General features: G+C 56.0%; 21 protein-coding genes. 9 read left to right on the top strand and 12 right to left on the bottom strand.

The window, feature by feature from the left end; all coding sequences use genetic code 11:
* Nucleotides 1–164: 164 nt before the first annotated feature.
* On the bottom strand, nt 165–1202 hold the full coding sequence (gene yhjD / locus DW56_RS20255; RefSeq protein WP_024552200.1) for an inner membrane protein YhjD: 1038 nt from the start codon (nt 1200–1202) through the stop codon (nt 165–167).
* A 53-nt stretch (nt 1203–1255) separates the two neighbouring features.
* The gene (locus DW56_RS20250; RefSeq protein ID WP_024562092.1) at nt 1256–2155 is read right to left on the bottom strand and encodes a LysR family transcriptional regulator; all 900 of its coding nucleotides are present in this window, start codon (nt 2153–2155) and stop codon (nt 1256–1258) included.
* Nucleotides 2156–2273: 118 nt separating this feature from the next.
* Between DW56_RS20250 and DW56_RS20245 the strand changes: the two genes are divergently transcribed.
* A complete protein-coding gene (locus tag DW56_RS20245) occupies nt 2274–3032 on the top strand; it encodes an SDR family NAD(P)-dependent oxidoreductase (RefSeq protein ID WP_024553126.1) in 759 nt (252 codons plus the stop codon).
* Between the two features lie 100 nt (nt 3033–3132).
* Here DW56_RS20245 and DW56_RS20240 read toward each other — a convergent pair whose 3' ends face one another.
* The 4 genes from DW56_RS20240 to DW56_RS22030 all read right to left on the bottom strand — a co-directional run bounded on the left by DW56_RS20240 (nt 3133) and on the right by DW56_RS22030 (nt 4727).
* Nucleotides 3133–3531, bottom strand: a complete 399-nt coding sequence (locus DW56_RS20240) for a YdeI family stress tolerance OB fold protein (protein WP_024553127.1) — start codon at nt 3529–3531, stop codon at nt 3133–3135.
* 65 nt (nt 3532–3596) lie between these two features.
* Complete coding sequence (locus tag DW56_RS20235; RefSeq protein ID WP_024553128.1) at nt 3597–4124, bottom strand: GNAT family N-acetyltransferase; 528 nt, start codon at nt 4122–4124, stop codon at nt 3597–3599.
* Between the two features lie 4 nt (nt 4125–4128).
* Nucleotides 4129–4458 (bottom strand): DHCW motif cupin fold protein, encoded by a 330-nt coding sequence (locus tag DW56_RS20230; protein WP_024553129.1) that lies wholly within the window; start codon nt 4456–4458, stop codon nt 4129–4131.
* 98 nt (nt 4459–4556) lie between these two features.
* Nucleotides 4557–4727 (bottom strand): DUF1127 domain-containing protein, encoded by a 171-nt coding sequence (locus DW56_RS22030; protein ID WP_064503437.1) that lies wholly within the window; start codon nt 4725–4727, stop codon nt 4557–4559.
* Between the two features lie 175 nt (nt 4728–4902).
* Here DW56_RS22030 and DW56_RS20225 point away from each other — a divergent pair, with 175 nt between their 5' ends.
* Together DW56_RS20225 and DW56_RS20220 are read left to right on the top strand one after the other, a co-directional pair.
* Nucleotides 4903–6324, top strand: a complete 1422-nt coding sequence (locus DW56_RS20225; protein ID WP_024553130.1) for an aminotransferase-like domain-containing protein — start codon at nt 4903–4905, stop codon at nt 6322–6324.
* Between the two features lie 159 nt (nt 6325–6483).
* Nucleotides 6484–8100: an STY4199 family HEPN domain-containing protein gene (locus DW56_RS20220; protein WP_024553131.1), complete on the top strand. Its 1617-nt coding sequence runs from the start codon at nt 6484–6486 to the stop codon at nt 8098–8100.
* A 75-nt stretch (nt 8101–8175) separates the two neighbouring features.
* Here DW56_RS20220 and DW56_RS20215 read toward each other — a convergent pair whose 3' ends face one another.
* Both DW56_RS20215 and DW56_RS22660 read right to left on the bottom strand, forming a co-directional pair.
* Nucleotides 8176–8508: a hypothetical protein gene (locus DW56_RS20215; RefSeq protein WP_139152815.1), complete on the bottom strand. Its 333-nt coding sequence runs from the start codon at nt 8506–8508 to the stop codon at nt 8176–8178.
* A gap of 285 nt (nt 8509–8793) precedes the next feature.
* Nucleotides 8794–8967, bottom strand: a complete 174-nt coding sequence (locus DW56_RS22660) for a hypothetical protein (protein WP_159102099.1) — start codon at nt 8965–8967, stop codon at nt 8794–8796.
* Between the two features lie 124 nt (nt 8968–9091).
* Between DW56_RS22660 and DW56_RS20210 the strand changes: the two genes are divergently transcribed.
* Nucleotides 9092–11284, top strand: a complete 2193-nt coding sequence (locus DW56_RS20210; protein ID WP_024553133.1) for a TonB-dependent siderophore receptor — start codon at nt 9092–9094, stop codon at nt 11282–11284.
* Between the two features lie 73 nt (nt 11285–11357).
* Here DW56_RS20210 and gorA read toward each other — a convergent pair whose 3' ends face one another.
* Both gorA and DW56_RS20200 read right to left on the bottom strand, forming a co-directional pair.
* Complete coding sequence (gene gorA, locus DW56_RS20205) at nt 11358–12710, bottom strand: glutathione-disulfide reductase (protein ID WP_024553134.1); 1353 nt, start codon at nt 12708–12710, stop codon at nt 11358–11360.
* 90 nt (nt 12711–12800) lie between these two features.
* Nucleotides 12801–13643, bottom strand: coding sequence for a 23S rRNA (adenine(2030)-N(6))-methyltransferase RlmJ (locus DW56_RS20200; protein ID WP_024553135.1), 843 nt, complete (start codon nt 13641–13643; stop codon nt 12801–12803).
* 481 nt (nt 13644–14124) lie between these two features.
* Between DW56_RS20200 and prlC the strand changes: the two genes are divergently transcribed.
* Together prlC and rsmJ are read left to right on the top strand one after the other, a co-directional pair.
* Complete coding sequence (gene prlC / locus DW56_RS20195; RefSeq protein ID WP_024553136.1) at nt 14125–16167, top strand: oligopeptidase A; 2043 nt, start codon at nt 14125–14127, stop codon at nt 16165–16167.
* A gap of 7 nt (nt 16168–16174) precedes the next feature.
* Nucleotides 16175–16927: a 16S rRNA (guanine(1516)-N(2))-methyltransferase RsmJ gene (gene rsmJ / locus DW56_RS20190; RefSeq protein WP_024553137.1), complete on the top strand. Its 753-nt coding sequence runs from the start codon at nt 16175–16177 to the stop codon at nt 16925–16927.
* 42 nt (nt 16928–16969) lie between these two features.
* Here the strand turns inward: rsmJ and uspA are convergent, their stop codons facing one another.
* On the bottom strand, nt 16970–17407 hold the full coding sequence (gene uspA / locus DW56_RS20185; protein ID WP_024553138.1) for a universal stress protein UspA: 438 nt from the start codon (nt 17405–17407) through the stop codon (nt 16970–16972).
* A gap of 388 nt (nt 17408–17795) precedes the next feature.
* Between uspA and uspB the strand changes: the two genes are divergently transcribed.
* The gene (gene uspB, locus DW56_RS20180) at nt 17796–18131 is read left to right on the top strand and encodes a universal stress protein UspB (RefSeq protein WP_024553139.1); all 336 of its coding nucleotides are present in this window, start codon (nt 17796–17798) and stop codon (nt 18129–18131) included.
* A 129-nt stretch (nt 18132–18260) separates the two neighbouring features.
* On the opposite strand, the gene pitA is transcribed toward uspB, so the two are convergent.
* Nucleotides 18261–19763: an inorganic phosphate transporter PitA gene (gene pitA, locus DW56_RS20175; protein WP_024553140.1), complete on the bottom strand. Its 1503-nt coding sequence runs from the start codon at nt 19761–19763 to the stop codon at nt 18261–18263.
* A gap of 228 nt (nt 19764–19991) precedes the next feature.
* Here pitA and DW56_RS20170 point away from each other — a divergent pair, with 228 nt between their 5' ends.
* Together DW56_RS20170 and DW56_RS20160 are read left to right on the top strand one after the other, a co-directional pair.
* On the top strand, nt 19992–21191 hold the full coding sequence (locus DW56_RS20170) for a BaiN/RdsA family NAD(P)/FAD-dependent oxidoreductase (protein WP_029590222.1): 1200 nt from the start codon (nt 19992–19994) through the stop codon (nt 21189–21191).
* A gap of 695 nt (nt 21192–21886) precedes the next feature.
* Nucleotides 21887–25696 carry an NAD(P)-binding protein gene (locus DW56_RS20160; RefSeq protein ID WP_024562091.1) on the top strand — a complete coding sequence of 1270 codons (3810 nt, stop codon included), beginning with the start codon at nt 21887–21889 and terminating at the stop codon, nt 25694–25696.
* Nucleotides 25697–25698: the final 2 nt, after the last annotated feature.

Raw genomic sequence — 25698 nt, 5'->3', positions numbered from 1 at the left:
TAATTTTCGGGCCAGAAGAATATCTTCTATGAAATGCTTCACGGTTTTTAAAAATCAGTGGATAAAACTGGTTTTTGGTTAAATAAAAGTTACAGGGTGGATTTATATGCTGAAGTTAAGCGTGCGGGTGAAAAAAAGTCAGTTTTTTCAACCCGCCAGAGGTTTTACTTAAAGCGTTTGCCCGGCATTTGCGGGTCGTCTTTATATTGCGCGGTGGCTATCCAGGCAGCGCAAAAGAGCGTCAGGCGGGCAAAGAAGTAGAAGAATGCCAGCAGCCCTAACACCGACCCAAACGCGGCGCCGGAAGGCGACGTCACCAGCGAAGGCAGGGTGTAAGTCATGATCACTTTGATCACTTCAAACCCTACTGCGGCAATAAGCGAACCGCGAATCAACGCTTTTTTACGCGGGCGATGACGCGGCAGCCGCCAGAAAATCCAGAAAAAGAGCAGGAAGTTGGCGCAGATAGAAATCGCCAGGCCAATCAGATGCCAGACCGGTTTTAGCCATGGAATGTAATCAAGATAAAGCCAGCGAATAATCGCCTCCTGCGCGGAGCCTGCAATGGACGTGATGGAAAGCGTGATCACCAGCGCCACCAGCAGCCCTATCAGCGAAATAAAATCGCGCAGGTATTTCAGCCACCATTTTTCCTCATCCTGCGAGCCGCGCTCCCAGACGTCGCGTGACTGCGCGCGGATCGCTTCACGCAGGTTGCCCATCCAGCTTACGCCGGAATAGAGCGCCACCCCGAGTCCGACAATACCGACCGTGGTACGCTGCTGCACAGCGGCGTTAATACTGCTTTGCAGCGTTTTGGCGAGCGTCGGATCGCTCACGTTCATGAAGATCTTGCCGAAAATGTCCTGTAACAGCGTGGGGTGAGAAGCCAGGATAAACCCCGCCGCCGCAAAAGAGACCATCAGGATAGGGATCATCGATAAGAAAGAGAAATAGGTGATTGCCGCGCCAAACTGGCTGCCCAGCCGGTCGTTAAACCGTTCTGTCGCGCGAATAAGGTGGGCGATCATGGGCCGGCGCTCCAGCTTTTCCACCGTCTCGGTCACGGCGGCGACAGGGCCGTCGCCTTTATCTTTCGGCTCCGCTTTTTTCTCCTCCGGCGTGCGGGTATCAAGCTGCGGGACGGGTTTGTAATCCAGGTCTTCCGTTGGACGTTTTGCAGGCTTCTCCGGTGTCGTCATCAGAAGCAATTCCTTATTGTGTTAATCGACATAACCAAAAGTATAGCCTGACGCTAATCAACGTAACTTTTCATTACTCCGCTGAGCCATTCCATAAAAAGATGCACCCGGCGCGACAGGTTGCGCCGGTGAGGATAAATCAGCGAAACGGGCATCGGCGCGCCGCGATATTGCGGTAAAACTTCAATCAGTGCGCCGCTGCGCAGCGCTTCTGTGACCCCGATGCGGGGCACCTGAATAATGCCAAGCCCGGCGAGGCAGGCGGCGTGGTAAGTTTCGGTACTGTTGACGGTCAGCACGCCGCCCGTTTTAACCCACCGGGTTTCGTTATCGCTCCAGACTTCAAACCCCTGCGGGCGGGCGCCAAGGTTAGCGGCATAATGCACCAGCGCATGCGTGGCAAGATCTTCCAGGGTTTGCGGATAGCCGAAACGCGCGAGATAGTCCGGGCTTGCGCAATTCACCTGCGTCAGTTTGCCGAGCGGGCGCGCCACCAGCCCCGATTCTTTTAGTTGGCCGACCCGCACCACACAGTCAAAGCCTTCGCGCACAACGTCCACCAGCCGGTCGCTGCTGCTAAGCTCTATTTCAATGCCGGGGTACTGCTGTAAAAAAGCGGGCAGACGAGGGATAACCTGATTTTTCGCCACGCCTACTGGCATATCGACGCGAAGCCTTCCGCTTACGCTCGCCGGATCCTGAACAAAAAGGCCGTCAAGTTCATCCAGATTAGCCAGCAGATCGCGGGCGCGTTCGTAGTAAACCAGACCATCCTGAGTGAGCTGAACGCGCCGGGTTGTCCGGTGCAGAAGCCTTGCGCCAAGCGCGGCCTCCAGCGCCTGAACCTGGCGGGAAACGCTGCCCCGGGGCAAGCCTAGCGTTTCGGCGGCGCGGGAAAAGCTTTCCAGTTCCGCGACCCGCACGAAGAGTTGCATTGCGTGAATTTTATCCATGGGAACGGCTCATTGTTGTTGTTATTGAAACAGTGAAACGCAATCCAGCATATTTATTGTTTTTTTATCAGCTAATAAGCTTTCTCTCAATCACTGCAACGGCAAAGAAGGGGGTTTTATGACGCAACGTATCGCAATCGTAACGGGCGGCAGCCGCGGTTTAGGCAAAAACGCGGCGCTGAAGCTGGCTGAACGCGGAATCAGTATTATCCTGACCTACAACAGCCAGCGTCAGGAAGCGGAAAAAGTTGTCAGCGAAATTGAGTTAAAAGGGGTAAAAGCGGTGGCATTGCAGCTGAATGTCGCCGAAAGCCGCACCTTCCCTGATTTCGTTAAAGAGGTGAAAGCGCAGCTTAAAGATGTCTGGCAGCGTGATAGTTTCGACTATTTATTAAACAACGCCGGAACGGGCATTGATGTGCTGTTTGCTGAGACCAGCGAGGCGCAGTTTGATGAGATGATGCGCATCCATCTTAAAGGGCCGTTTTTCCTTACGCAGCAACTGCTGCCGCTGATAAAAAATGGCGGGCGCATTCTCAATGTTTCCAGCGGGCTGGCGCGTTTTGCGCTGCCGGGTAAAGCGGCTTACGCCATGATGAAAGGGGGAATGGAAGTTCTGACCCGTTATCAGGCTAAAGAGCTGGGCGAACGGGGGATCTCGGTCAACATCATCGCCCCAGGCGCCATTGAGACCGACTTCGGCGGCGGCGTGGTACGTGATAACGAACAGATGAACCGCGCTATCGCCTCGCAAACGGCACTGGGGCGGGTGGGCTTGCCGGATGACATCGGCGACGCTATCGCCGCGCTGCTTAGCGATGAGCTTCGCTGGATGAACGCGCAGAGAATTGAAGTTTCCGGCGGCATGTTCTTATAAAGCACGCAAAAAAACGGGTGGCGCAGCGCCACCCGTTTTTCGTTATCGGCTCCCGCAAGGGGAACGCCAGCTTTTGTCCCTTAAGGACAGATGCTTCATTTTACTCTTTGATAAGGCGATCAATGCGCGCGACAGGCGGCTGCTGTTTCTTATCCAGCGTACCGTTAATGGTGATCAGCTGGTCGGGTTCAACCTGACGGTCTTCAAACACGGCCATAGGGATCATCACGTCAATCTGATCCGATTTATCGCGAAATACATACATGTCGTTGCCTTTTTTCTGGATCAGGTTGCCCTGAAACGAAACGGAAGCGCCGTCATGCATCTCTTTGGCTTCTTTGATTGACATGGTTTTGTGCGTTTCCGCGCCGCGATAGCCGCTGTCGATTTTATGCGGCGGCGGCGGCGCATCGCCCGTTTTCAGCCCCGGCTGATCATCAGCGACGGCAGGCAGCGTAAACAGGGTAGTAAATGCAGCGATGATAAGTGCCTTTTTCATACTTCTCCTTAGCATTGGCTCAGGGTCACATGTTTTAAGCCTGGCACAAGGAGAAGAAAACGCCGTTAACAATATTCCTGGTTTAACAGGCCGAACACCCAGTCATCCTGCCAGCGGCCCTGAAGGAAATAATTCTCCCGCAGCGTACCTTCCAGCTGGAAACCGACTTTTTCCAGCAGCCTGCGCGAAGCGACATTGCCCTCTGTTACCGTGGCGACAAGCTTGCGGATACCGCACTGTTTAAAGGCGAGATCGCATACTGCGCGCAACGACTCATAGCCATAACCCAGGCCGTGGTGACGCTTCGCCAGCAGGTAACCCACTTCGGCTTTATCCTCTTCACGGCGGATAAAACCGGTTACGCCTACCGGCTCGCCGCTGGCCTTGTCGCTTATCAGCAGACCGAGCCAGTGGCGGCTTTCCGGCGACCATACCGGCAGACGCGTAGAAAACGCGGCGTAAATTTCCTCTTCGCTCCCCTGATCGGCCATGTAGCGCATCACGGTTTCATCGCGTTGCAGGGAAAGGAAAAACGGCCAGTCGTCCTGGTTGAGTTGACGATAAGCGAGACGGGCAGTGGTGAAAGTCAGCATCGTGTTAATCCACAATAAACAGCGTGGCGCCGGCTGTGGTGGAAGAGCGGTGCGCTTCGGCGTTATCCGCCACCTGATAACTTATGCCTGGCGTCATCACGAAACGGCGGCCATCTTCCAGTTCCGTATGCAGTTCGCCGCTAAGGCAGAGCAGGATATGCCCTTTATGACACCAGTGATCGGCCAGATAACCCGCCGTATATTCCACCATGCGCACGCGCACTGCGCCGAACTGCTGGGTTCGCCAGAGCGCCTTGCCGGTAATGCCAGGGTGCTCGGTAACGGGAAGGGTTGCCCAGTCGGTAATGCCAAAGGGAATATTATCAAGCTGCATGAATTATCCTTTTAGTTATCTGAAGCGGCAGGCGGTCTTGTACTCTCGCATCAAAAAATCATTTCTGCATTAGTTTATTAACGCAGCAGCGCGGGCGATTAATGAAGGTCGATATCTTCCCGCCGCAGGCCGATATCCCTGAGCTTGTCGTCATCAAGACGGCTTAGCAGGCGACGCGTCTGATGGCGCCGCCAGGCGCTGCGGATAAAGCGCGCCAGCAAAACAAAACCGTAGAAAGGACGTAACGGGCGGTTTTCGTGAAATTCCATGATCAAGCTCCTCTTTGGCTGGAGCTTTCATGGTCGGCTTTTGCACCGGCGTAATACAGACGCACAAAATCCTTTTCTTTACCATACAGAAGCGGCATAACAGAGACTGAATGGCAAAAATGCGCCAGATCTGTATTGGTTTCTGGCGCTGTATGACAACCAACAGGGATACAGTATGACGCGCTATCAGCACCTCGCCGACCTCCTGGGGCAACGTATACAGCAGGGGCTTTACCAGCAAGGCGAGCGGCTGCCTTCCGTCAGAACCCTGAGCCAGGAACATGGCGTTAGCATCAGCACGGTCCAGCAGGCTTATCATCTGCTGGAAGAGCGGCGGCTTATCGTGCCGCAACCGCGTTCCGGCTATTTTGTCGCGCCGCAAAAAGCCGAACCGCCTATGCCGAAGCTTTCCCGACCGGTACAGCGCCCGGTTGAGGTGCCGCAATGGAGCGAAGTGCTGGCGTTGCTGGAGGTTCGCAAGGATAAAAGTATCTTCCCCTTTGGCGGCGGTTCGCCAGACCTCACCCTTCCCACGCTGAAACCGCTGTGGCGTGAGTTAAACCGCCCGGTACCCCCGCACCGCGTGGAAGCGCTTTTTAGCTATGACGACCTGGCGGGAAAACTCGAACTGCGCGAGCAAATAGCGCGGCTGATGCTCGACGGCGGCACGCAAATCAGCAGCGAGGAGATTATCGCCACCAATGGCTGCCATGGCTCGCTGTTTCTCGCCATTAGCTCGCTTTGCCAGGCGGGCGACATTGTGGCGGTAGAATCGCCTTCTTTTCACGGCACCGTACAGACGCTGCGCGGGCTTGGCCTGCGCGTGATAGAAATTCCTACCGATGCGCAAACGGGTATGAGCGTGGAGGCGCTTGAACTGGCGCTTGAGCAATGGCCCATCAAAGCGGTGCTGCTGGTGCCGACGTGCAATAACCCGCTGGGGTTTAACATGCCGCTGGCGCGTAAGCGCGCGGTGCTCTGCCTCGCTGAGCGCTATGACATTGCGCTGATAGAAGATGACGTTTATGGCGACATGGCGTGGGAGTATCCGCGTCCGCCGACGATTAAATCACTGGATATTGATGGGCGCGTACTGTTGTGCAGTTCGTTTTCCAAAACCCTGTCGCCCGGGCTGCGCACAGGCTGGATTGCGCCGGGGCGTTACTACGATCGCGTTCTGCACCGTAAATACATAGCGACCAGCACCTCCACGCCCGTTACACAGCTGGCTATCGCCGCGTTTATTCGCGAAGGCCACTACCATCGTCATTTGCGCCGCATTCGCCAGCATTACCAGCGTAATTATGAAACGTTAAGCTGCAAGGTGCGTCATTACTTTCCTGATGGTATTTGCGTTAGCCGTCCGCAGGGCGGTTTCCTCATGTGGGTGGAGCTGCCGGAAGAGGTGGATTTAACGCGTCATGCAGAGGAGCTGCAACGGTTGCGCATCCACCTCGCCCCGGGCAGCCTTTTTTCGGCTTCCGGCAAATATCGAAATTGCCTGCGGCTGAATTATGCGCTTCCCTACGGGCCGCGAAGCGAGGAGGCGTTGCGCACCATGGGCGAATTTCTTCACCGGGTCATGCAGGCGGACTAACTGGCCGACGCTATCGCCGTCACTTTAATTTCCGCAATTTTCAGCTATTTTAGTTAACAGCCTGTAAAACAGGAAAAATCGGCAATAACAATAAGCCTGAAAAAGGCGAGCGAATTCCGTTAGCGAAACGGCAACTATTGCTCCGCAAGAGGACGCGGTATGACTCGTTCCACACAGCAATCTGTACGCGAAACTTTCGAAGCCGCGCTTGGCGTTATTCGTCAGGCGTCGGTGGGTATTCTGACTCTGCTTGATATCAAGGTCGCGGAAGGCAAGGATCCGCAGTGGTTTTCACAACAGCTTGAGCAGGCGCGCCTTAACGCCGGGAGCTGGGCAATGGTAGGACGCAAACTCAATCTGGACGATGTTGAGATGTCCCGCTTCACTTTGCGCCTGCGCCATTTGCAGCAGGTCGCGCCGCAATATGAAAGCGGTCAGCCAGTAAGCCAGAACCAGCTGTTTGCCGCGCTGCGCTTTGTGGCGTGTCTGGAGCGGTTGCGCGAAAACCAGCCGAAGCTTGATTACTCCACTGAGCTTCCAGTGACTAATGAAGCCGCGCAGCAGCAGGCGATGCAGCAGCTACGCGCGCTGGAATTGACCCTGAAAGGCCTGGTGACGCAGGCCTGGCCGGATCAACAACAGTTAATTAATCACCTGAAGCAGCGGACTGGCGCGGATAAAGTGCGCCGCTGGTTGAAGCTTGGCAAGCAGGGCGACGTGCTGAGCGGCATGTTATTCAGCGAACTCGCCTTGCTGGTCATCGATAAAAAAGAGTATGCGCAGCATTACGAACGTATTTTCAATTCCGCCGACTCGCTAACGCTCTTTGTCGAACCGCGTAAAACGCTGCAAACATTTCTGGATGATATTCGCGTTATCCGCAATGCCGCTGTGCAGCAGCAGCCGTTAACCACCGTCCAGATGACCACGCTCGACGCGTTCTGTTCGGCGATTGCCGGGCCGGTTCAGGAGGCCTTTGCAAAAGGACGCGTTAACGTTAACCCGCAGGCGCTTATGGCGCTGGAAACAGCAAAACTTTCGGCGTTTTTTGACGACGCGGCGCAGAAAAATCGCGCCGTCGGCGGCGATATCTTCGACCTTCGCGATACCATTGAGCGCCCCGGCGCACAGCGGCAGGATATTCAGCGCGACCCGCGGCAGCTCGCCGCCACCGTGCTGTGGGGCGTTACGGGCGTGGCGTTTATCGCAGTGGCGTTAGGCGCGCTTTATCTGGCCAGCGATCAGGTTAACCCGCCTCAGACCGCGCAGAGCGTTAACCAGGCCGCGTCAGAAAGCGCCGACGCCCCGATACCGGTGCAAATCAACGAAACGCCGCGCGACAAACTCAGCCGCAGAGGAATACGCTGGGATGAAAGCCATTTCCGCGCCGCCATCGACCGCAACGAGGCGGATGTCGTACAACTCTTTCTTGATGGCGGCATGAACTGGCAGGTGGCATGGACAGAGCAGGCGCTGGCGGCAAGACAGGATGAAGCCCTGAGCCTGCTGTTGCGCCACCGGGCGCAAATGAATGAAGTAAAACCCTGTCGGCGCATGATCGCCACGATGGGGCACGCGCTGGCGCAGGGCGACGTTTTTACCCCCATGCGCAAACAGTTTTTAAAAAGCTTTTGCATAACGCCCGGCGTCATAAAGCGGCAAAAATACGATCTCGACCAGGCGGTGCTGCGCGAGCAGGCTAACCCGGGCGCCCAGACAAAGAAATGGGCTGCCATTCAGCGCGCAATCTATCAGGAAATTAAATCAGGCGCTTAAGTTGATTCTTAAGGAGTCATCTTTTCAGGCTGCCGGAGCGTTACCCTGGCAGCAGGTCTCTTTACCTTATCGCTGCTAGCGGAAATGACGCGGGCAGGGAGAAATAACGCAAAACTTTTTAAACGTGCATTGGTCTTCCGTGAGATATTTTTCACAACCGGCGTGTTTTTTCAGGCTTTCCCAAAGGCTACTGCAATAGAAATTGGCACGGTAAATCTGGATGCGGCTGACCTGTTCCCTTTCATAAACCCAGGCAATGCCTGCATGTATATAGAGAAACTTTTCAGGCTTTATACGGGCGCTATACAAGTGCCACAGAATGAATTTGTTTTTATGGTCGGAAACCACCAGCGAAAAGGCCATGCCGGTTTCCGGGCTAACAAGTGTTTCGAGTACAGTCCATTTCAAACCTTAATCTCCCTCCATTTGATTAAGCTACTTTATTAAATTAGCCGGGGTGACTATTTCAGGCAATATTTAAGTTAAGTAAAATCTGAAGTTTTTATTAATCCTATGAAAAATAAGTAAATAGTTATAAAAATTATCCTGCTTATTGTTTCGTGAGTTTTTAGTGTGGCGGGGAGAGGAAAGTCAAAGAAAAGTCAGGCAAGAACAAAACAAGTAATAAATATAAGCATCACTAATATAAAATAAGATGAAAAGTTACAGAAAAATTTTAGTTATTTTCTTCTTTCAGCTCAGTGGCCCCAGGTTGCGGTGCTTTTTCCAGCCGACTCGCTGAGCTGCGCCCGGCTCCTCGCTGTTATTTGATTGCCATGCCGCAGTAAAAACGTGATGAATCATCGCCTTCACTTCCGCATCGAAATAACCACGCTGATTGTGAATAAATAAAACGAAATGTTGCAAAATATATTGCTTTGTTTAGTTGAATAATTATCATAACGATAAACATTCTCATGCACGGCGAGCGGCCTGAAGCGCTGCTCTTAGCCCCTGTGCAGTTTCGCCTGACGATATGGAAATAAAAACAATGAACATTCGGCATCTTTGCCTTCTACCTCCCTGCTTTTTCACGCTTTTAAGCCCTGTAACGTATGCCGCGGACGAGCACAGCGACCGCATCGTTGTCTCTGCCAGCCGCGCGCATCGCAGCGTTACTGAACTGGCGCAAACCAACTGGGTTATTGAAGGGGAAGAATTACAGCAGCAGGTGCAGGGCGGCAAAGAGTTTAAAGATGTGCTGGCGCAACTGATCCCCGGCATGGATGTGAGCAGCCAGGGGCGCACAAACTACGGGATGAATATGCGCGGCCGCTCAATGATGGTGATGGTAGATGGCGTACGCCTTAACTCTTCGCGTACCGATAGTCGCCAGCTGGATGCCATCGACCCTTTTAACATTGAACGCGTTGAAGTGATTTCCGGCGCGACCTCGCTCTATGGCGGCGGAAGCACCGGCGGGCTGATTAATATCGTCACTAAAAAAGGGCAGCCGGAGCCTCAGGTTGAGCTTACTGTAGGCGGCAAGAGCGGGTTTAACAGCCATAACGACCATGATGAAAATGTCGCGGCGGCGGTGAGCGGCGGCAATGAGCACGCCGTCGGTCGTCTTTCCGTGGCCTACCAGCGCTTTGGCGGCTGGTATGACGGTCACGGGGACGAAGTCATTATCGATAACACCCAGACCGGGCTGCAATACTCTGACCGGCTGGATGTCATGGGCACCGGCACGCTGGACATTGACGAGCACCAGCAGCTCCAGCTCACGACGCAGTTTTATAAAAGCCAGTCTGACGGCGAACATGGCCTCTTTCTTGGTGAGAATTTTTCTGCCGTCACCGGCCAGGGCCAGGCGCGCAACGGCAGCAACCTTGATTCAGACCGTATTCCCGGCACCGAACGTCATCTTATCAACCTTCAGTATTCCAACACCGATTTCTGGGGGCAGGACCTGGTTGCGCAGGTGTTTTACCGTGATGAGAAGCTCGCCTTTTACCCCTTCCCGACGCTTGGCAGAACAGGCGTGACCAGTATCGGCGCTTCGGAGCAAAACACCCATTTCTGGGGCGGCAAGCTGACGCTTAACAGTAATCCGTTCGAGGCGCTGGATCTCACCTGGGGCGTGGACGCAGAACACGAAACCTTCGACGCTAACCAACAATTCTTCGACCTGGCGAAAGCGAGCCAGTCGGGCGGGATGCGGCTTGATAGCGCCTATAACGTAGGGCGTTACCCGGGTTATTCCGTCACAAACCTCGCGCCTTTCCTTCAGGCTAATTACGACATCAATCCTCTCTTTACCCTGAGCGGCGGCGTGCGTTATCAGTACACCGAAAATAAAGTGGATGATTTTATCGGTTATGCCCAGCAGCAAGGCATCGCAACCGGGCTTGCCCGCTCGGCGGATGCCGTGCCCGGCGGCAAAACGGACTACAACAATTTCCTGTTTAACGCCGGGCTGCTGGCGCATGTGACCGAACGCCAGCAGGCATGGCTGAACTTTTCCCAAGGCTTTGAAATCCCGGATCTGGCGAAGTATTACGGTTCCGGCACTTATCAGTTACGCAACGGCCACTATAACCTGTTAAACAGCGTCAACGTGAACGACTCCAGGCTGGATGGTATTAAGGTAAATGCCTGGGAACTTGGCTGGCGTTACACGGGCGATGCGCTTCGCACCCAGCTTGCCGCCTATTATTCGCTTTCAGATAAAACCATTTCCATTAACAAGACGGACATGACTATTAATCTGGACGATGACAAACGCCGTATTTACGGCCTTGAAGGCGCCGTGGACTATTTTGTGCCGGAGACGGACTGGAGCGCTGGCGTCACCTTTAACCTCATCCGTTCAGAAACGCGCGTGGCGGGGAAATGGGAAAAATTAACGGTAGATTCCGCCAGCCCGTCGAAAGCCACGGCTTACATCGGCTGGGCGCCCGGCGACTGGACGTTACGCCTGCAATCTCAACAAGCGTTTGATCTTTCTGACGAAGCGGGAAATAAAATCGACGGCTACAACACCATTGATTTTCTCAGCAGCTATGCGCTGCCGCTGGGCAAGCTGAGCTTTAGCGTAGAAAACCTGCTGGATAAAAACTACACCACCGTCTGGGGCCAGCGTGCGCCGAAGCTCTACAGCCCGACCTACGGCAGCCCGGATCTGTATGCTTACCAGGGCCGTGGCCGGACCTTTGGTCTGAACTATTCGCTGCTGTTCTGATAGCCCTGGATTTCACACCCATAAAAAAGGCTAAGAGCGCTGCTCTTAGCCTGATTCAAAACCGCGTTCACGCTTAACGCATGGTAACGAACTCTTCCGCAGCGGTCGGGTGAATGGCGACGGTGTTATCGAAATCTTTCTTCGTTGCGCCCATCTTCAGCGCCACGGCAAAGCCCTGCAACATCTCGTCCATGCCAAAGCCGATGCCGTGAATACCGACGATTTTCTCCTCTTCGCCCACGCAGACCAGCTTCATACGGCACGGCTGGCGGTGAGAGGTGACGGCGGTATACATGGCGGTAAAGGACGATTTATAAACCTTCACGTTTTCATCGCCATACTGCTCGCGCGCCTGCGGCTCGGTAAGCCCAACGGTGCCGATGGGCGGATGGCTGAACACCACGGTCGGAATGTTGCTGTAGTCCAGATGCTCTTGCGGCTTGTTGTTAAACAGGCGTTCGGAAAGACGACGGCCTGCGGCCACGGCCACCGGGGTTAATTCCACCGCGCCTGTGTTGTCGCCCACGGCGTAAATGCCCGGCACGCTGGTGTTCTGGAACTTATCAACAACGATATAGCCTTTTTCGTCGGTTTTAACGCCCGTTACCGCGAGGTTGAAATTATCGTTCGACGGCTCGCGGCCAATCGCCCAGATCAAACAATCCACGGTCTGCGAATGGCCCTCTTCCAGTTCCAGCGTCAGGCTGCCGTCGCTGTTTTTGATTACCGCTTTCGGCGTGGCGTGGGTGTGCAGATGCGGGCCTTCCGCCTGCATAATTTCAACCAGCGTTTCGGAAATCATAGGGTCGAAGGTGCGCAGCGGCGCGTGTTTGCGTACAAACAGGTGCGTTTCGGCGCCCAGCGCGTTAACGACGCCCGCAATTTCCACGGCAATATACCCGGCGCCCACCACGGCGACGCGTTTCGGCATCTCCGCCAGTTCAAAGAAGCCGTCTGAATCAATGCCATATTCCGCGCCCGGAATGTTTGGCTGCACCGGACGACCGCCGGTGGCGATCAGGATGTGATCGGCCGTGATCGTCTCGCCATTTACCTCAACCGTGTGCGCATCGACAAAACGGGCGAAGCCGTTTATCACATCCACATTGTTTTTACCCAGCACATTCTCATAAGAGGTATGAATGCGATCGATATAAGCAGTGCGGCTGTTAACCAGCTTCTGCCAGTCGAAATGGTTGACGGTGGTATCAAAGCCGTAATCGGGACCGTAGAGATGAATAGCCTCCGCGATTTGCGCCGCGTGCCACATGACCTTTTTCGGCACGCAGCCGACGTTAACGCAGGTGCCGCCGAGCGCTTTCGCTTCGATTAGCGCGCATTTCTGGCCATACATGGCCGCCCGGTTAATGGATGCGATGCCGCCGCTGCCGCCGCCGATAGCGAGGTAGTCATAGTGTCTGCTCATGGCCGTTTCCTTGAATTGCGTCGAAAAAGTTAGCTAAGTGTACGCCTTGCGCGTCTGGCTTGCGCCTATGGTTGCAATAAGCAACCTTTTTTATTCAGGCACTACCCAATTCAGCGTGGTGTGGCCTGTGCCTGTCGGCACCAGCGTTTTGTGCAGCCACGGCAGCACGTTCGCCATTTGCTGCTCAAGCTTCCACGGCGGGTTGATAACGATCATGCCGGAAGCGGTCATGCCGCGCTGATCGCTGTCCGGGCGCACCGCCAGCTCAATTTGCAGAATGCGGCGGATGCCGGTCGCTTCCAGGTCGTTGAACATGCGCTTTATCTGCTGGCGCAGCACAACCGGATACCACAGCGCGTAAACGCCCGTCGCGAAGCGCTTGTAGCCTTCGTTGATGCCGCTCACGACCGCCTGGTAATCGGTCTTAATTTCATAAGGCGGATCGATAAGGATTAACCCACGGCGGGAAACCGGCGGCAGTTTGGCTTTTAACTGCTGGTAGCCGTCGGCGCGCTCCACGCGGGCGCGTTCATCTTTTTGAAATTCGCCGCGCAACAGCGGGAAGTCGCTCGGATGCAGCTCCGTTAATTGCAGGCTGTCCTGCGGACGTAAAAGCTGGCGGGCAATCAGCGGCGAACCCGGGTAATAGCGCAATTGTCCGCTGCGGTTGAAGTGCTGCACCACGTTGATATAAGGCTCCAGCTCCGCGGGCAGATCGTCCTGTTGCCAGATACGGGCGATGCCTTCCAGATATTCGCCGGTGCGTTCGGCATGCTCGCCGCTGAGCTGATAGCGACCGGCGCCCGCATGAGTATCCAGATAAAGGAAAGGTTTTTCTTTCTCTTTGAGCGACTCAATGATGAGGCTCTGGACGGTGTGTTTGAGGACGTCGGCATGGTTGCCGGCGTGAAAACTGTGGCGATAACTGAGCATGCGGGATGAATTCCGGAATAAAAGAGGTCAGGCGATAGTTTATCGCAGATCGCAACGGATTACCGCTGCCGCCGTCCGCTCCTGATATATCAGCGCGAAAAGAGCGTCAGTTCGCGCATGCAGGCGTTGGGATTAGCGCGTTTTTCACTCGCTTCTTTCTGCCATGTCCGCAAGCCGTTTTTGACTCAGGTTGCGCTGCCGGAAGGGGTGGATGAAAAAATGATAATGAGCACCGCTAACGGCAGCGCTAAAACTATTTTCATCACGCCTCTGTGAAGTAAAAGAAGTATTAAGGCGGGAAGAAGGTGATGCATCCGGCTGCGCCTGGCAAGGCTTTCGCGGCGTGGTGGCGCATCGCAGCAATAAGCACCTGCGAACACCTGGCGCCATTGAAATTAACTACACTAAACCCCATGCTACAGACAACGTACCGGGCGCCGCACGATGCGCTTCTCTTACCTTTTTAACCAGGACTGCGCTTATGACAAATCCTTTACTGACTCCTTTTGAGCTGCCGCCTTTCTCTGCGATTAAGCCTGAACATGTCGTGCCCGCCGTTACCCAGGCGCTGGCGGACTGTCGCGCCAAAGTGGAAAGCGTGGTAGCGCAGGGCGCGCCTTATACCTGGGACAACCTTTGCCAGCCGCTGGCGGAAGTGGACGACCGGCTGGGACGCCTTTTCTCGCCGGTAAGCCACCTTAATTCTGTCCAGAACAGCCCGGAGCTGCGCGAAGCTTACGAACAAACGTTGCCGCTGCTCTCTGAATACAGCACCTGGGTGGGCCAGCACGAAGGGCTTTATCAGGCCTACCGCAATTTGCGCGACGGGGAGCATTACCAGGCGCTCGACACCGCGCAGAAAAAAGCGGTGGATAACGCCCTGCGAGATTTTGAGCTTTCCGGCATTGGCCTGCCGAAAGAGAAGCAAAAACGCTATGGCGAAATCGCCGCGCGCCTTTCTGAGCTGGGCTCGACCTACAGCAATAACGTGCTGGACGCCACTATGGGCTGGTCGAAGCTGATCACCGATGAAGCCGAGCTGGCTGGCATGCCGGAGAGCGCGCTGGCGGCGGCAAAAGCGCAGGCGCAAGCCAAAGAGCAGGAGGGCTTCCTGCTGACGCTCGACATTCCAAGCTACCTGCCGGTGATGACCTATTGCGATAACCAGCCGCTGCGTGAAGAGATGTACCGCGCTTACAGCACCCGCGCCTCCGACCAGGGGCCAAACGCCGGTAAATGGGATAACAGCCCAGTCATGGCGGAAATTCTCGCGCTGCGTCACGAGCTTGCAGAGCTGCTGGGCTTTGAGAACTACGCGCAAAAATCCCTCGCCACCAAAATGGCGGAAAACCCGCAGCAGGTGCTCGATTTCCTCACCGATCTCGCTAAACGCGCCCGCCCGCAGGGTGAGAAAGAGCTGGCGCAGCTGCGCGCCTTCGCGAAAGAGCACTTTGGCGTGGAAGATCTCCAGCCGTGGGATATCGCTTACTACAGCGAAAAACAGAAGCAGCACCTTTACAGCATCAGCGACGAACAGCTGCGCCCTTACTTCCCGGAACAGAAAGCGGTCAGCGGCCTGTTTGAGGTGGTGAAACGCATTTACGGCATCACGGCAAAAGAGCGTAAAGATATCGACGTCTGGCATCCGGACGTGCGTTTCTTCGAGCTGTATGACGAGAACAACGAACTGCGCGGCAGCTTTTATCTCGACCTCTACGCGCGTGAAAACAAACGCGGCGGGGCATGGATGGACGACTGCGTCGGCCAGATGCGCAAAGCAGACGGTTCGTTGCAAAAGCCGGTGGCTTACCTGACCTGTAACTTCAACCGCCCGGTGAACGGTAAACCTGCGCTCTTCACCCACGATGAGGTGATCACACTGTTCCACGAGTTCGGTCACGGCCTGCACCACATGCTGACCCGCGTCGAAACCCCAGGGGTGGCGGGCATCAGCGGCGTGCCGTGGGATGCCGTCGAGCTGCCGAGCCAGTTTATGGAAAACTGGTGCTGGGAGCCGGAGGCGCTGGCGTTTATTTCCGGTCACTTTGAGACCGGCGAGCCGCTGCCGCAGGCGCTGCTCGACAAAATGCTGGCGGCGAAAAACTACCAGGCGGCGATGTTTATTCTGCGCCAGCTGGAGTTCGGCCTGTTCGATTTCCGCCTGCATGCCGAGTTCAGCCCGGAGCAGGGCGCGAAAGTGCTGGAAACGCTCGCCGAAATCAAAAAGCAGGTGGCCGTGCTGCCGGGCCCATCATGGGGCCGATTCCCGCACGCTTTCAGCCATATCTTCGCTGGCGGCTACGCGGCGGGTTACTACAGCTATCTGTGGGCTGACGTACTGGCGGCGGACGCCTTCTCTCGCTTTGAAGAGGAAGGGATTTTCAACCGCGAAACCGGCCAGTCATTCCTGGATAACATCCTGACCCGTGGCGGCTCTGAAGAGCCAATGGAGCTGTTCAAACGATTCCGCGGCCGCGAGCCGCAGCTCGACGCGATGCTGGAACACTACGGTATTAAAGGCTAACCGTCGCGTGAACATTTGTTTAATTGATGAATCAGGCGCCGGAGACGGCGCCTTATCTGTTCTTGCGGCTCGTTGGGGTTTACGGCATGACGCGGATAACCTGATGGCGCTGGCGATGACGCCAGACCATCTGGAGCTGCGCAAGCGCGACGAACCCAAGCTTGGCGGCATTTTTGTCGATTTCGTCTCCGGGGCGATGGCGCACCGGCGCAAATTTGGCGGCGGACGCGGCGAGGCCGTGGCGAAAGCGGTGGGCGTAAAGGGCGATTATCTGCCTGACGTTGTGGACGCTACCGCAGGCCTGGGCCGCGACGCTTTTGTGCTCGCCTCTGTTGGCTGCCGGGTGCGTATGCTCGAACGTAACCCGGTGGTGGCGGCGCTGCTGGATGACGGCCTGCGTCGGGGTTATGAGGATGCGGAAATCGGCGTCTGGTTGCGCGAGCGTCTCTCGCTTATTCACGCGTCCAGCCTCACTTCGCTTGAAACTCTTACGCCGCGCCCGCAGGTGGTTTATCTCGACCCGATGTTTCCTCATAAGCAAAAAAGCGCGCTGGTGAAAAAAGAGATGCGGGTGTTTCAGTCGCTGGTGGGGCCGGATGAAGACGCCGACGGCCTGCTGGCGCCTGCGCGCAGGCTTGCGACTAAACGTGTGGTGGTAAAGCGCCCCGACTATGCGCCGCCGCTGGCTGATGTCGCCACGCCGAACGCGGTGGTAACAAAAGGGCACCGGTTCGATATCTATCCCGGTACGCCGCAATAAAAGAAAAGCCCCGCTGTGCGGGGCTTTTTTATAAGCGAGGGCTTATTCGTCCTCTTCATCGCGCAGCGGTACGATAAGCATGTCGATATGCACCGTGTTGATGAGCTGGCGCGCTGAAGACATCAGCTTGCTCCAGAAATCCTGGTGATGGCCGCAAACCACCAGGTCGACGTCATATTTTTTAATTGCATCGACCAGCACCTGGCCTAAGTCGCCGCTGCCGCTCAGGGTCTCGGTGATCGGGTAGCCTGCGTTGGTGGAGAGTTCCGTCAGGGCGTTGTGGGTCTCCTCAGAGATACGCTTTTGCATATCGCCAAGGTTCACGTCGATAAGGCCGGTGTAAAGATCGGAGTAATTCACATCGACATGAATCAGAGAAATTTTCGCGTTATAAGGACGCGCCATGGATACCGCTTTTTCAACCAGCACTTTGCTTTCCGGCGACAGGTCGACTGCGATAAGAATATGTTGATAAGCCATAGTGTTACTCCTTCCATAAGATGTCGATGACCAGTGGACTGAACGGCGGTTTCGCTGTGCCGTTCGCGTGCCGGCGTCCTGCGTATTACCCTTGCGGGAGCTGACTCCAGCGTAAGGACTTCAATTATAGAGGCTATTTTTACCTTATAGCGCTCTGGCTTATCCGTCAATTGACGCCGGTCACCCTTATTCAAATGAAAAATAGTTCGACTGGCATTGATAAGGATTAACGTTGTGGAAAAAAAATGAACGGATCTCCTACACTATTTAATGAGCCGTTCGGGTGAATAAATGTGAGCCCGGGCGGGTTTTACTGCATCCATTTACTGAAATGTCAGACTGGGTATCCGGGGCGTTCGCTCCGTAAGCATTTGCCGGGGGTGGGGGTATGGTCAGCACTGTCGCGCTGTTCTGGGCTTTGTGTGTGGTTTGCGTCGTCAATATGGCGCGCTACTTCTCGTCGTTACGCGCGTTGCTGGTGGTGCTGCGCGGTTGCGATCCTTTGCTCTACCAGTATGTCGACGGCGGCGGGTTTTTTACCGCCCACGGCCAGCCCAGCAAACAAATCCGCCTTGTCTGGTACATCTACTGGCAACGCTATCTTGACCATCACGACGATGAGTTTATCCGCCGCTGCGAGCGGGTGCGCCGGCAATTCATTCTGACCAGCGCGCTGTGCGGCCTGGTGGTAGTGAGCCTGGTGGCCCTGCTTATCTGGCATTGAAGAGGCAAACGGCGGGAACCGCTCCCGCCAGCCTTCCCGTACTGCGTTATGGCGTCAGCGTAAACGGCATGCGCGCATAAAAAAAGCGGGTCAGTTGCCTGACCCGCTTTTTATTTTTACGTCAAACGCTTACACGAAGTGCAGCGCTATCCAGTACAACACGCCGGAAAGGGCGATCGACGCGGGCAGGGTGAACACCCAGGCCATCAGAATGTTGGTGACGGTTTTACGCTGCAAACCGCCGCCATCCACAATCATGGTGCCTGCGACCGAAGAAGAGAGGACGTGCGTGGTTGAAACCGGCATACCGGTGTAGCTCGCGATGCCGATAGAGACCGCCGCCGTCATCTGCGCCGACATGCCCTGCGCGTAGGTCATGCCTTTCTTACCGATTTTTTCGCCGATAGTGGTCGCCACGCGACGCCAGCCAATCATCGTACCAATGCCCAGCGCCAGCGCCACGGCCATGATAATCCAGACCGGCGCGTACTCAATGGTACTGAGCATGTCGCCTTTCAGCTTGTTTAGCAGACGCTTATCATCAGCACTGGTTTCCGGCAGCTTAGCGACTTTATCCGTGGTATCGGAGATGCAGAGCATAATGCGGCGCAGCTGGCTGCGCTGGTCAACCGTCAGCTTGTCATAGCTTTCGATGTTGCCAAGCATCGCTTTAGCGCGATCGAGCGCGATAATGGCGCGGCTGGCGTCGCAATGAAACTCTTTCGGGTTGGCCGTCGGGTTCACTTGCTCAGGCGTTGGGATCAACGGGTCGACCCCGGCAACCTGACGAATCGCCGTCGGGTGCTGCTGGAAGTAAGTCTCAACGTTGTTAACGGCGTCACGGGTGCGGGTGATGTCGTAGCCGGAGGCGTTCATGTTGACCACGAAGCCTGCCGGCGCGACGCCAATCAGCACCAGCATAATCAGGCCGATGCCTTTCTGACCGTCGTTAGCGCCGTGAGAAAAACTCACGCCGATAGCCGAGAGGATAAGCGCGATACGCGTCCAGAACGGCGGCTTTTTCTTGCCGTCTTTCTTTTCACGCTCGGCCGGCGTCAGGTGGATACGGGCGCGTTTTTTCGTGCCGCTCCAGTAGCGGCGCAGCAAAAACACCAGCCCGCCCGCAAAGACCAGACCGACAATCGGCGACACAATCAGCGAGCCGAAAATGTTAATCACTTTCGGGATGTTGAGGGCATCCACCACTGACGTGCCGGTCATCAATGCATTGGTGAGACCTATGCCGATGATTGCGCCAATCAGGGTATGCGAACTGGAAGCCGGCAGGCCGAAATACCACGTGCCCAGGTTCCAGATGATGGCTGCCAGCAGCATGGAAAAGACCATTGCCAGACCGTGCGCGGAGCCAACGTTAAGCAGCAGATCGGTAGGCAGCATATGCACAATCGCATACGCCACGCTCAACCCGCCTAATAACACGCCAAGGAAGTTGAAGATTGCCGCCATTGCTACCGCGAGTTGCGATCGCATAGCGCGAGTGTAGATAACGGTTGCTACTGCGTTTGCCGTATCATGGAAGCCATTAATGGCTTCATAAAACAGTACAAATCCCAGAGCAAGTAATAACAAGAGGCCAGTATGCAGATCCAGCCCGGCAAACAAATGTAGCATAGGACGTTACGCCATTTTGAGGACATGAACGCGGCGCATTATCTAAGACAACCGCGGCGCGGGCAAAGTGAAATATAGCTTTTTTTAAGGATCGGCGTGCCGCTCTCTGGCAGGTAAAATAATTTTACTTTTAAATTCAATCAGATAAATTTTGACACAAGTGTGACGCTGGTGCGACCAGCGTCGAATATTTACAATTCGCGGCCCAGTCAGAAAGAGGAAAGGTAAGTGGAACAGTTTGATGCCGTCATTATCGGGGCGGGCGCAGCGGGGCTTTTCTGTGCGGCCCAGGCCGGGCAGGCGGGCTGCCGGGTGTTGTTGCTGGATAATGGTAAAAAGCCGGGACGTAAGATCCTGATGTCAGGCGGCGGGCGCTGCAACTTCACCAACCTCTATGTTGAACCGTCGGCCTATCTGAGCGAGAACCCGCACTTTTGCAAATCGGCGCTGGCACGCTATACCCAGTGGGATTTTATCGATCTGGTAGGCAAGCACGGCATCGCCTGGCATGAGAAAACCCTCGGGCAACTTTTTTGCGACGACTCCGCGCAGCAGATAGTCGATATGCTGATGAAAGAATGCGAGAAAGGCAACGTTACGCTGCGCCTGCGCACGGAAGTGCTCAGCATTGAACGTGACGACAGCGGCTATACGTTGCAGCTTAACGGCGCGCACATTAAAACGCCCAGGCTGGTTATCGCCACTGGCGGGCTTTCCATGCCGGGGCTTGGCGCGACGCCGTTTGGTTATAAAGTCGCAGAGCAGTTCGGTCTGAAAGTCCTGCCGACCCGCGCGGGCCTTGTGCCCTTCACGCTGCATAAGCCGCTGCTTGAACAGGTGCAGACGCTGTCCGGCGTGGCGGTGCCCGCTGTGGTTAGCGCAGAAAACGGCGTCACCTTCCGTGAAAATATTCTTTTTACCCACCGTGGGCTTTCCGGGCCGGCGGTGCTGCAAATCTCAAGCTACTGGCTGCCGGGCGAATGGGTTTCGGTGAATTTGCTGCCCGATACTGACCTTTGCGCGTTTCTTAACGCGCAGCGCGAAGCGCACCCGAATCAGAGCCTGAAAAACACGCTCGCGATGCTGCTGCCAAAGCGGTTAGTGGAATGTTTACAGGAACTCAAACAGATACCGGAAACGACGCTAAAGCAGCTTAATGGTCGTGAGCAGCAGGCGCTGGAAGAGAGCCTGCAAAACTGGCGCGTGCAGCCTAACGGCACCGAAGGCTACCGCACCGCAGAGGTAACGCTGGGCGGCGTGGATACGCATGCGCTCTCTTCACGGACAATGGAAGCGCGCGACGTGCCGGGACTCTATTTTATTGGCGAAGTCATGGATGTCACCGGCTGGTTGGGCGGCTATAACTTCCAGTGGGCGTGGGCCAGCGCCTGGGCCTGCGCGCAGGCGCTGGCGGAAAACCGCATCTGACCAGGCAGAAACGCGTCGGCAAGCGCCAGTTACCGACGCGTTTTTATTTTATTTATCTCGCGCGTAGAGAATACAAAACGTTTCCTGTCGCTGGTGCTTTTTTATGATTTCAACGCGGTTACTCATTCATTTCATAATATGTTTGTTTTTTATTGTTGCTTCGCTTGCCGCCTTTTTAAATATAATTTTTCGCCATTTAACGAAGCGGATTATTTATTTTTTTATCATTTTTAGGTTTATTTTTCCTGACGCCGCTTCGTTTTTGTTTTTTTATACATCCTCCCGTTTAGCCCGCTTCGCAAGACCGTGAATTAAACAGACGGAGCGCAGAAATAAAGAGTATGTAACACGGCGCCTGCTCTCCTTTTATGCATAATCTTGCAGAAAGGGTGACGTTACCTATACTTTTTACAGATAGCTTCCCGTAAGAAACTATTTATTCTTTAATTATAAATAAATGTAACCGGACGATATTTCGCCCGCTTCTTTCTTTTCGCCTGCGCGATATAAATCCTTAGCGCAGTTATCGAGTCCGCTTCGTTTAATAAGGCATATCGGGTTTGCCGAAGGGTTTTCCGGCAACCCTAAGGCGTGTTGCGCCCGTCAGTTTTCAGCTTTTTTCATGCTGCTGAACCCGCCTCTTACGTGGGTTCGGTAGGGAGGCTTTGTCTGTAAAAAGAGAAGGGAGGGGACGAGTGGCGATATTCTCGACGTTCTGGCAGGCCGGTTACGAAGGGGCGGATCATGTCAACCCGCAAGGGATACCGCTCTCCCTGAATGCGGCGACGGATCATTTCAGCCGCGTGCATGAGGATTATGCGGCGCTAAAGCCTTTTTCTATCGCCACTGTGCGTGAAAGCGTTGGCTGGCGGCTCTCGCAAACGCCGCACGGTTATGATTTCACAAGCGTCGCGGCTCGCATGGAGGCCGCCCGCACACAGGGTATTCAGGTGTGCTGGACGCTGTGCCACTACGGCTGGCCGGATGGGCTTAGCCTTTTTTCCGCTGATTTTATTCCCCGCTTCGCCCATTTTTGCGGCGCGCTGGCGCGCTTTCTTGCTCCTTACTATGACCAGCCGCCGGTTTACTCGCCCGTTAATGAAATCTCTTTTATGAGCTGGGGGATTGAGGTAGGGCTTTTCCCCTGTCCGGACCGCCCGCAAAACGACGCCGCCGATGCCGCCAAACGGCAACTGGTGCGCGCCGCCATCGCCGCCTGCGACGCCATATGGGAGGCGGACAGCCGCGCCCGCATCCTGCACTGCGACCCGATTATTCATATCGTTCCCCGCGACGCTGATCCGCTGGCTGAGGCGGCGGCGCAGGCGCTTTCCAATGCGCAATTCCAGGCATGGGACATGCTGGCGGGCCGGCTTGCGCCGGAGCTTGGCGGCGCGCCGCGTTATCTCGACCTCATCGGCGCCAACTATTACCACGGCAACCAGTGGGAAGACACGAGCGGACGCCGCCTGCCATGGCATCTGGGAGACGAACGGCGTAAGCCGCTTAGTGAAATGCTTTGTGAACTTCATCAACGTTACCAGCGCCCTGTCCTGCTGGCGGAAACCAGCCATGTCGGCAGCGGGCGCAGCGCCTGGGTTCGCCATATTGTGGCGCAGGTAGCGCAGGCCCAGCTTTCAGGCGCCGAGCTTTGCGGCATCTGCCTTTACCCGATTGTAGACCGACCTATGTGGGAAGACCCCACGCACTGGACGCAAAGCGGCTTGTGGGATCTTAACCGTGACGGGGCGGAACCGACTGCTCGTCAGCTACATGCCCCTTACGCCGCCGCGCTCCTTCAGGCGCAGCGCACGCTACGCCATTTTCAATCGTTTATTCACCCGGCTAACCGGGACGAGGAGAAGGGTATGCATCAGAAAACACTGCTTGTATTCAGCCATTTACGCTGGGGTTTTGTGTTCCAGCGTCCTCAGCACCTGTTAAGCCGCCTGGCGCAGCATTATCAGGTCTATTTTATTGAGGAACCGGTGTTTGACGCTGGCCCTGCCGGGTTATCCCAGACCGCCCCCGCCCCTAACGTGACGGTTATTCAGCCGCATACGCCCGTTGAGGCGCACGGTTTTCATGACGATCAAATTGCCGTGTTGCAGCCGCTGCTGAGCGAATTGCTTGGTGAAGGCGAGCAGCCGGTCGTCTGGTTCTATACGCCGATGGCGCTGCCGCTGTTGACCGCTTTTAACCCTGCCGTGGTGATTTACGACTGCATGGACGAGCTTTCCGCTTTTCATCAGGCGCCGCGCCAGCTACAGCAGCGCGAGTCGGCGCTGCTCGGGCGGGCCGATCTGGTCTTTACCGGCGGCTCCAGTCTTTATGAAGCGAAGAAAAGCCGCCACAGCAGCGTTCACTGTTTTCCGAGCAGCGTAGACGCCGCGCATTTTGAACAGGCGCTCGATCGCGGCAACGGCCACCCGCTACAGGAAGCGGTGCCGGGGCCGCGCCTCGGTTATTACGGCGTTATTGACGAACGTATGGATCTGGGGCTTATCGCCGCGCTCGCCGACAGCCATCCGCACTGGCACATTGTCATGGTCGGTCCGGTTGTGAAAATCGATCCGCAAAGTCTGCCGCAGCGCGCCAATATCCACTGGTTCGGCCAGCAGCCTTACGAGGCGCTGCCGCATTTTCTTGCCGACTGGGATGTCTGCCTGATGCCCTTTGCCATTAATGCTTCAACCAAATACATCAGCCCGACCAAAGTGCTGGAGTACATGGCGGCGCAACTGCCGGTGGTCAGTACCGCTATTGCCGATGTCGAGCGGCATTACGCGGGGCTGGTGGCGATAGCCCGAAGCGAGGAGGAATTTGTCCGCGCCTGCGAGCAGGCGCTGGCGATGACGCCCCAGGCGAAAAGCGAAATGGCGCGACAGATGGCCGATGTCGTTGCGGCAACCTCCTGGGACGATACCGCAAAACGCATGCACGCGTTGATTGAACATGCCCGCAGCGCCGCGCAGGCGCCAGCAGCGCACGCGTCGCCTGGCGGCGAGCCGCAAACCCGTGAAAGCGCGGTGGTGCGGCTGAAAACCGCCGGGGTTGATGACGACATCGTGCCCTGTCTGGTTATCGGCGCCGGGCCGACAGGGCTGAGCGCCGGTTACCATTATGGCGAAGGGGCCGTTTTGCTGGAGAAAAATGCGGCGCCGGGCGGCTGGTGCCGCTCGATAACCGACAATGGCTTCACCTTCGACTACGCCGGGCACATCATGTTTTCTGACGATCCTTATGTGCTGGAGATGTACAAGTTGCTGCTTGGCAACAACCTGCACTGGCAGATGCGCGAAGCCTGGGTCTACAGCGATGGCGTACATACCCGCTACCCCTTCCAGGCGGCGCTGTTCGGCCTGCCGCCGGAAGTGATAAAAGAGTGCATTCTGGGCGCTATCGAAGCGCGCTACGGCGCCACGCAGAAAAGCGCCCTCGCTGCGGTGAGCGGGCCTAAGCTCGCCGAAACGGTCGCCCAGCGGCGGGATTGCTGCGCCGACGGCGCGGTGCCCGATGGCGAGGTCTGCCGCGCGGCGAATGAAAGCGCAGGCGAGGAAAACTTCGAGCGCTTTATTCTGAAAACCTGGGGTCGCGGCATCGCCAAATATTTCGCTATCCCTTACAACAAAAAGCTCTGGACAGTGCCGCTCGACGAAATGGAAACCTCCTGGCTTGGCGGGCGCGTGCCGCTGCCGGATCTCGGCCAGATTATCGAAGGGGCGCTGGCGCCGCTCGCCAAACCGATGGGGCCGAACGCCCGCTTCGGCTATCCGCTGCGCGGCGGTTTCCAGGCGCTGATGTCCGGTTTTTTGCCGCACCTTAAATGCAAGCTTGAAACCAATACCTCACTGGTCAAAGTGCAGCCGCGCGATCACATCGCCGTGCTGTCAGATGGCCGTCGCTACCGCTACGAACAGCTTATCAACACAATGCCGTTGCCTGAGCTTATCAAGCTGATTGGCGACGAAGCGCCGGAAGCGGTGCAGGAAGCGGCGAAAGGCCTGCGGCACGTCTCAATACGTTGCGTGAACCTGGGCGTGGGCCGGGCGGATCTCACGGACAAGCACTGGATCTACTACCCCGGCGACACGATCTTTCATCGTATCTTTGTGCAGGGCAACGCCAGCCCGTTCTGCAACCCGCCGGGCGGCTGCGGCCTGACATGTGAAATCAGCTACTCGCCGGACAAACCGCTGCCGGCGGAAGGCGACGCGCTTATCGCCCGCTGCGTTGAGGATTGTATTGCGGTAGGGATGATAAAACCGGATGACCCGATCCTGACCGCCAACACGGTCGATATTCCTTACGCCTATGTGGTTTACGACCACGCCCGCAAAGCGAATGTCGCGCTGATCCGCGAGTGGCTGCTGGGGTATGACATTCATCTCTCCGGACGCTACAGCGAGTGGGAGTATTACAATTCCGACCATGCGTTCCTGGCGGGCAAAAGGGCGGCGGAATTTGTCAAAACGCGCGTGAAAACCCGCGGCACGCTGGCCTGAGT

This window comes from Franconibacter helveticus LMG 23732 (assembly GCF_000463115.2).
In the GTDB taxonomy this organism is placed as follows: domain Bacteria; phylum Pseudomonadota; class Gammaproteobacteria; order Enterobacterales; family Enterobacteriaceae; genus Franconibacter; species Franconibacter helveticus.
The sequence above is the reverse complement of the archived record's forward strand: the minus strand, read 5'-3'. Positions and strand labels throughout refer to the sequence as shown.

What these genes read in the sequence shown, in the direction of transcription:
- yhjD (WP_024552200.1), bottom strand. Translation starts at nt 1,202, where the DNA reads ATGACGACACCGGAGAAGCCTGCAAAACGTCCAACGGAAGACCTGGAT.
- DW56_RS20250 (WP_024562092.1), bottom strand. Translation starts at nt 2,155, where the DNA reads ATGGATAAAATTCACGCAATGCAACTCTTCGTGCGGGTCGCGGAACTG.
- DW56_RS20245 (WP_024553126.1), top strand. Translation starts at nt 2,274, where the DNA reads ATGACGCAACGTATCGCAATCGTAACGGGCGGCAGCCGCGGTTTAGGC.
- DW56_RS20240 (WP_024553127.1), bottom strand. Translation starts at nt 3,531, where the DNA reads ATGAAAAAGGCACTTATCATCGCTGCATTTACTACCCTGTTTACGCTG.
- DW56_RS20235 (WP_024553128.1), bottom strand. Translation starts at nt 4,124, where the DNA reads ATGCTGACTTTCACCACTGCCCGTCTCGCTTATCGTCAACTCAACCAG.
- DW56_RS20230 (WP_024553129.1), bottom strand. Translation starts at nt 4,458, where the DNA reads ATGCAGCTTGATAATATTCCCTTTGGCATTACCGACTGGGCAACCCTT.
- DW56_RS22030 (WP_064503437.1), bottom strand. Translation starts at nt 4,727, where the DNA reads ATGGAATTTCACGAAAACCGCCCGTTACGTCCTTTCTACGGTTTTGTT.
- DW56_RS20225 (WP_024553130.1), top strand. Translation starts at nt 4,903, where the DNA reads ATGACGCGCTATCAGCACCTCGCCGACCTCCTGGGGCAACGTATACAG.
- DW56_RS20220 (WP_024553131.1), top strand. Translation starts at nt 6,484, where the DNA reads ATGACTCGTTCCACACAGCAATCTGTACGCGAAACTTTCGAAGCCGCG.
- DW56_RS20210 (WP_024553133.1), top strand. Translation starts at nt 9,092, where the DNA reads ATGAACATTCGGCATCTTTGCCTTCTACCTCCCTGCTTTTTCACGCTT.
- gorA (WP_024553134.1), bottom strand. Translation starts at nt 12,710, where the DNA reads ATGAGCAGACACTATGACTACCTCGCTATCGGCGGCGGCAGCGGCGGC.
- DW56_RS20200 (WP_024553135.1), bottom strand. Translation starts at nt 13,643, where the DNA reads ATGCTCAGTTATCGCCACAGTTTTCACGCCGGCAACCATGCCGACGTC.
- prlC (WP_024553136.1), top strand. Translation starts at nt 14,125, where the DNA reads ATGACAAATCCTTTACTGACTCCTTTTGAGCTGCCGCCTTTCTCTGCG.
- uspA (WP_024553138.1), bottom strand. Translation starts at nt 17,407, where the DNA reads ATGGCTTATCAACATATTCTTATCGCAGTCGACCTGTCGCCGGAAAGC.
- uspB (WP_024553139.1), top strand. Translation starts at nt 17,796, where the DNA reads ATGGTCAGCACTGTCGCGCTGTTCTGGGCTTTGTGTGTGGTTTGCGTC.
- pitA (WP_024553140.1), bottom strand. Translation starts at nt 19,763, where the DNA reads ATGCTACATTTGTTTGCCGGGCTGGATCTGCATACTGGCCTCTTGTTA.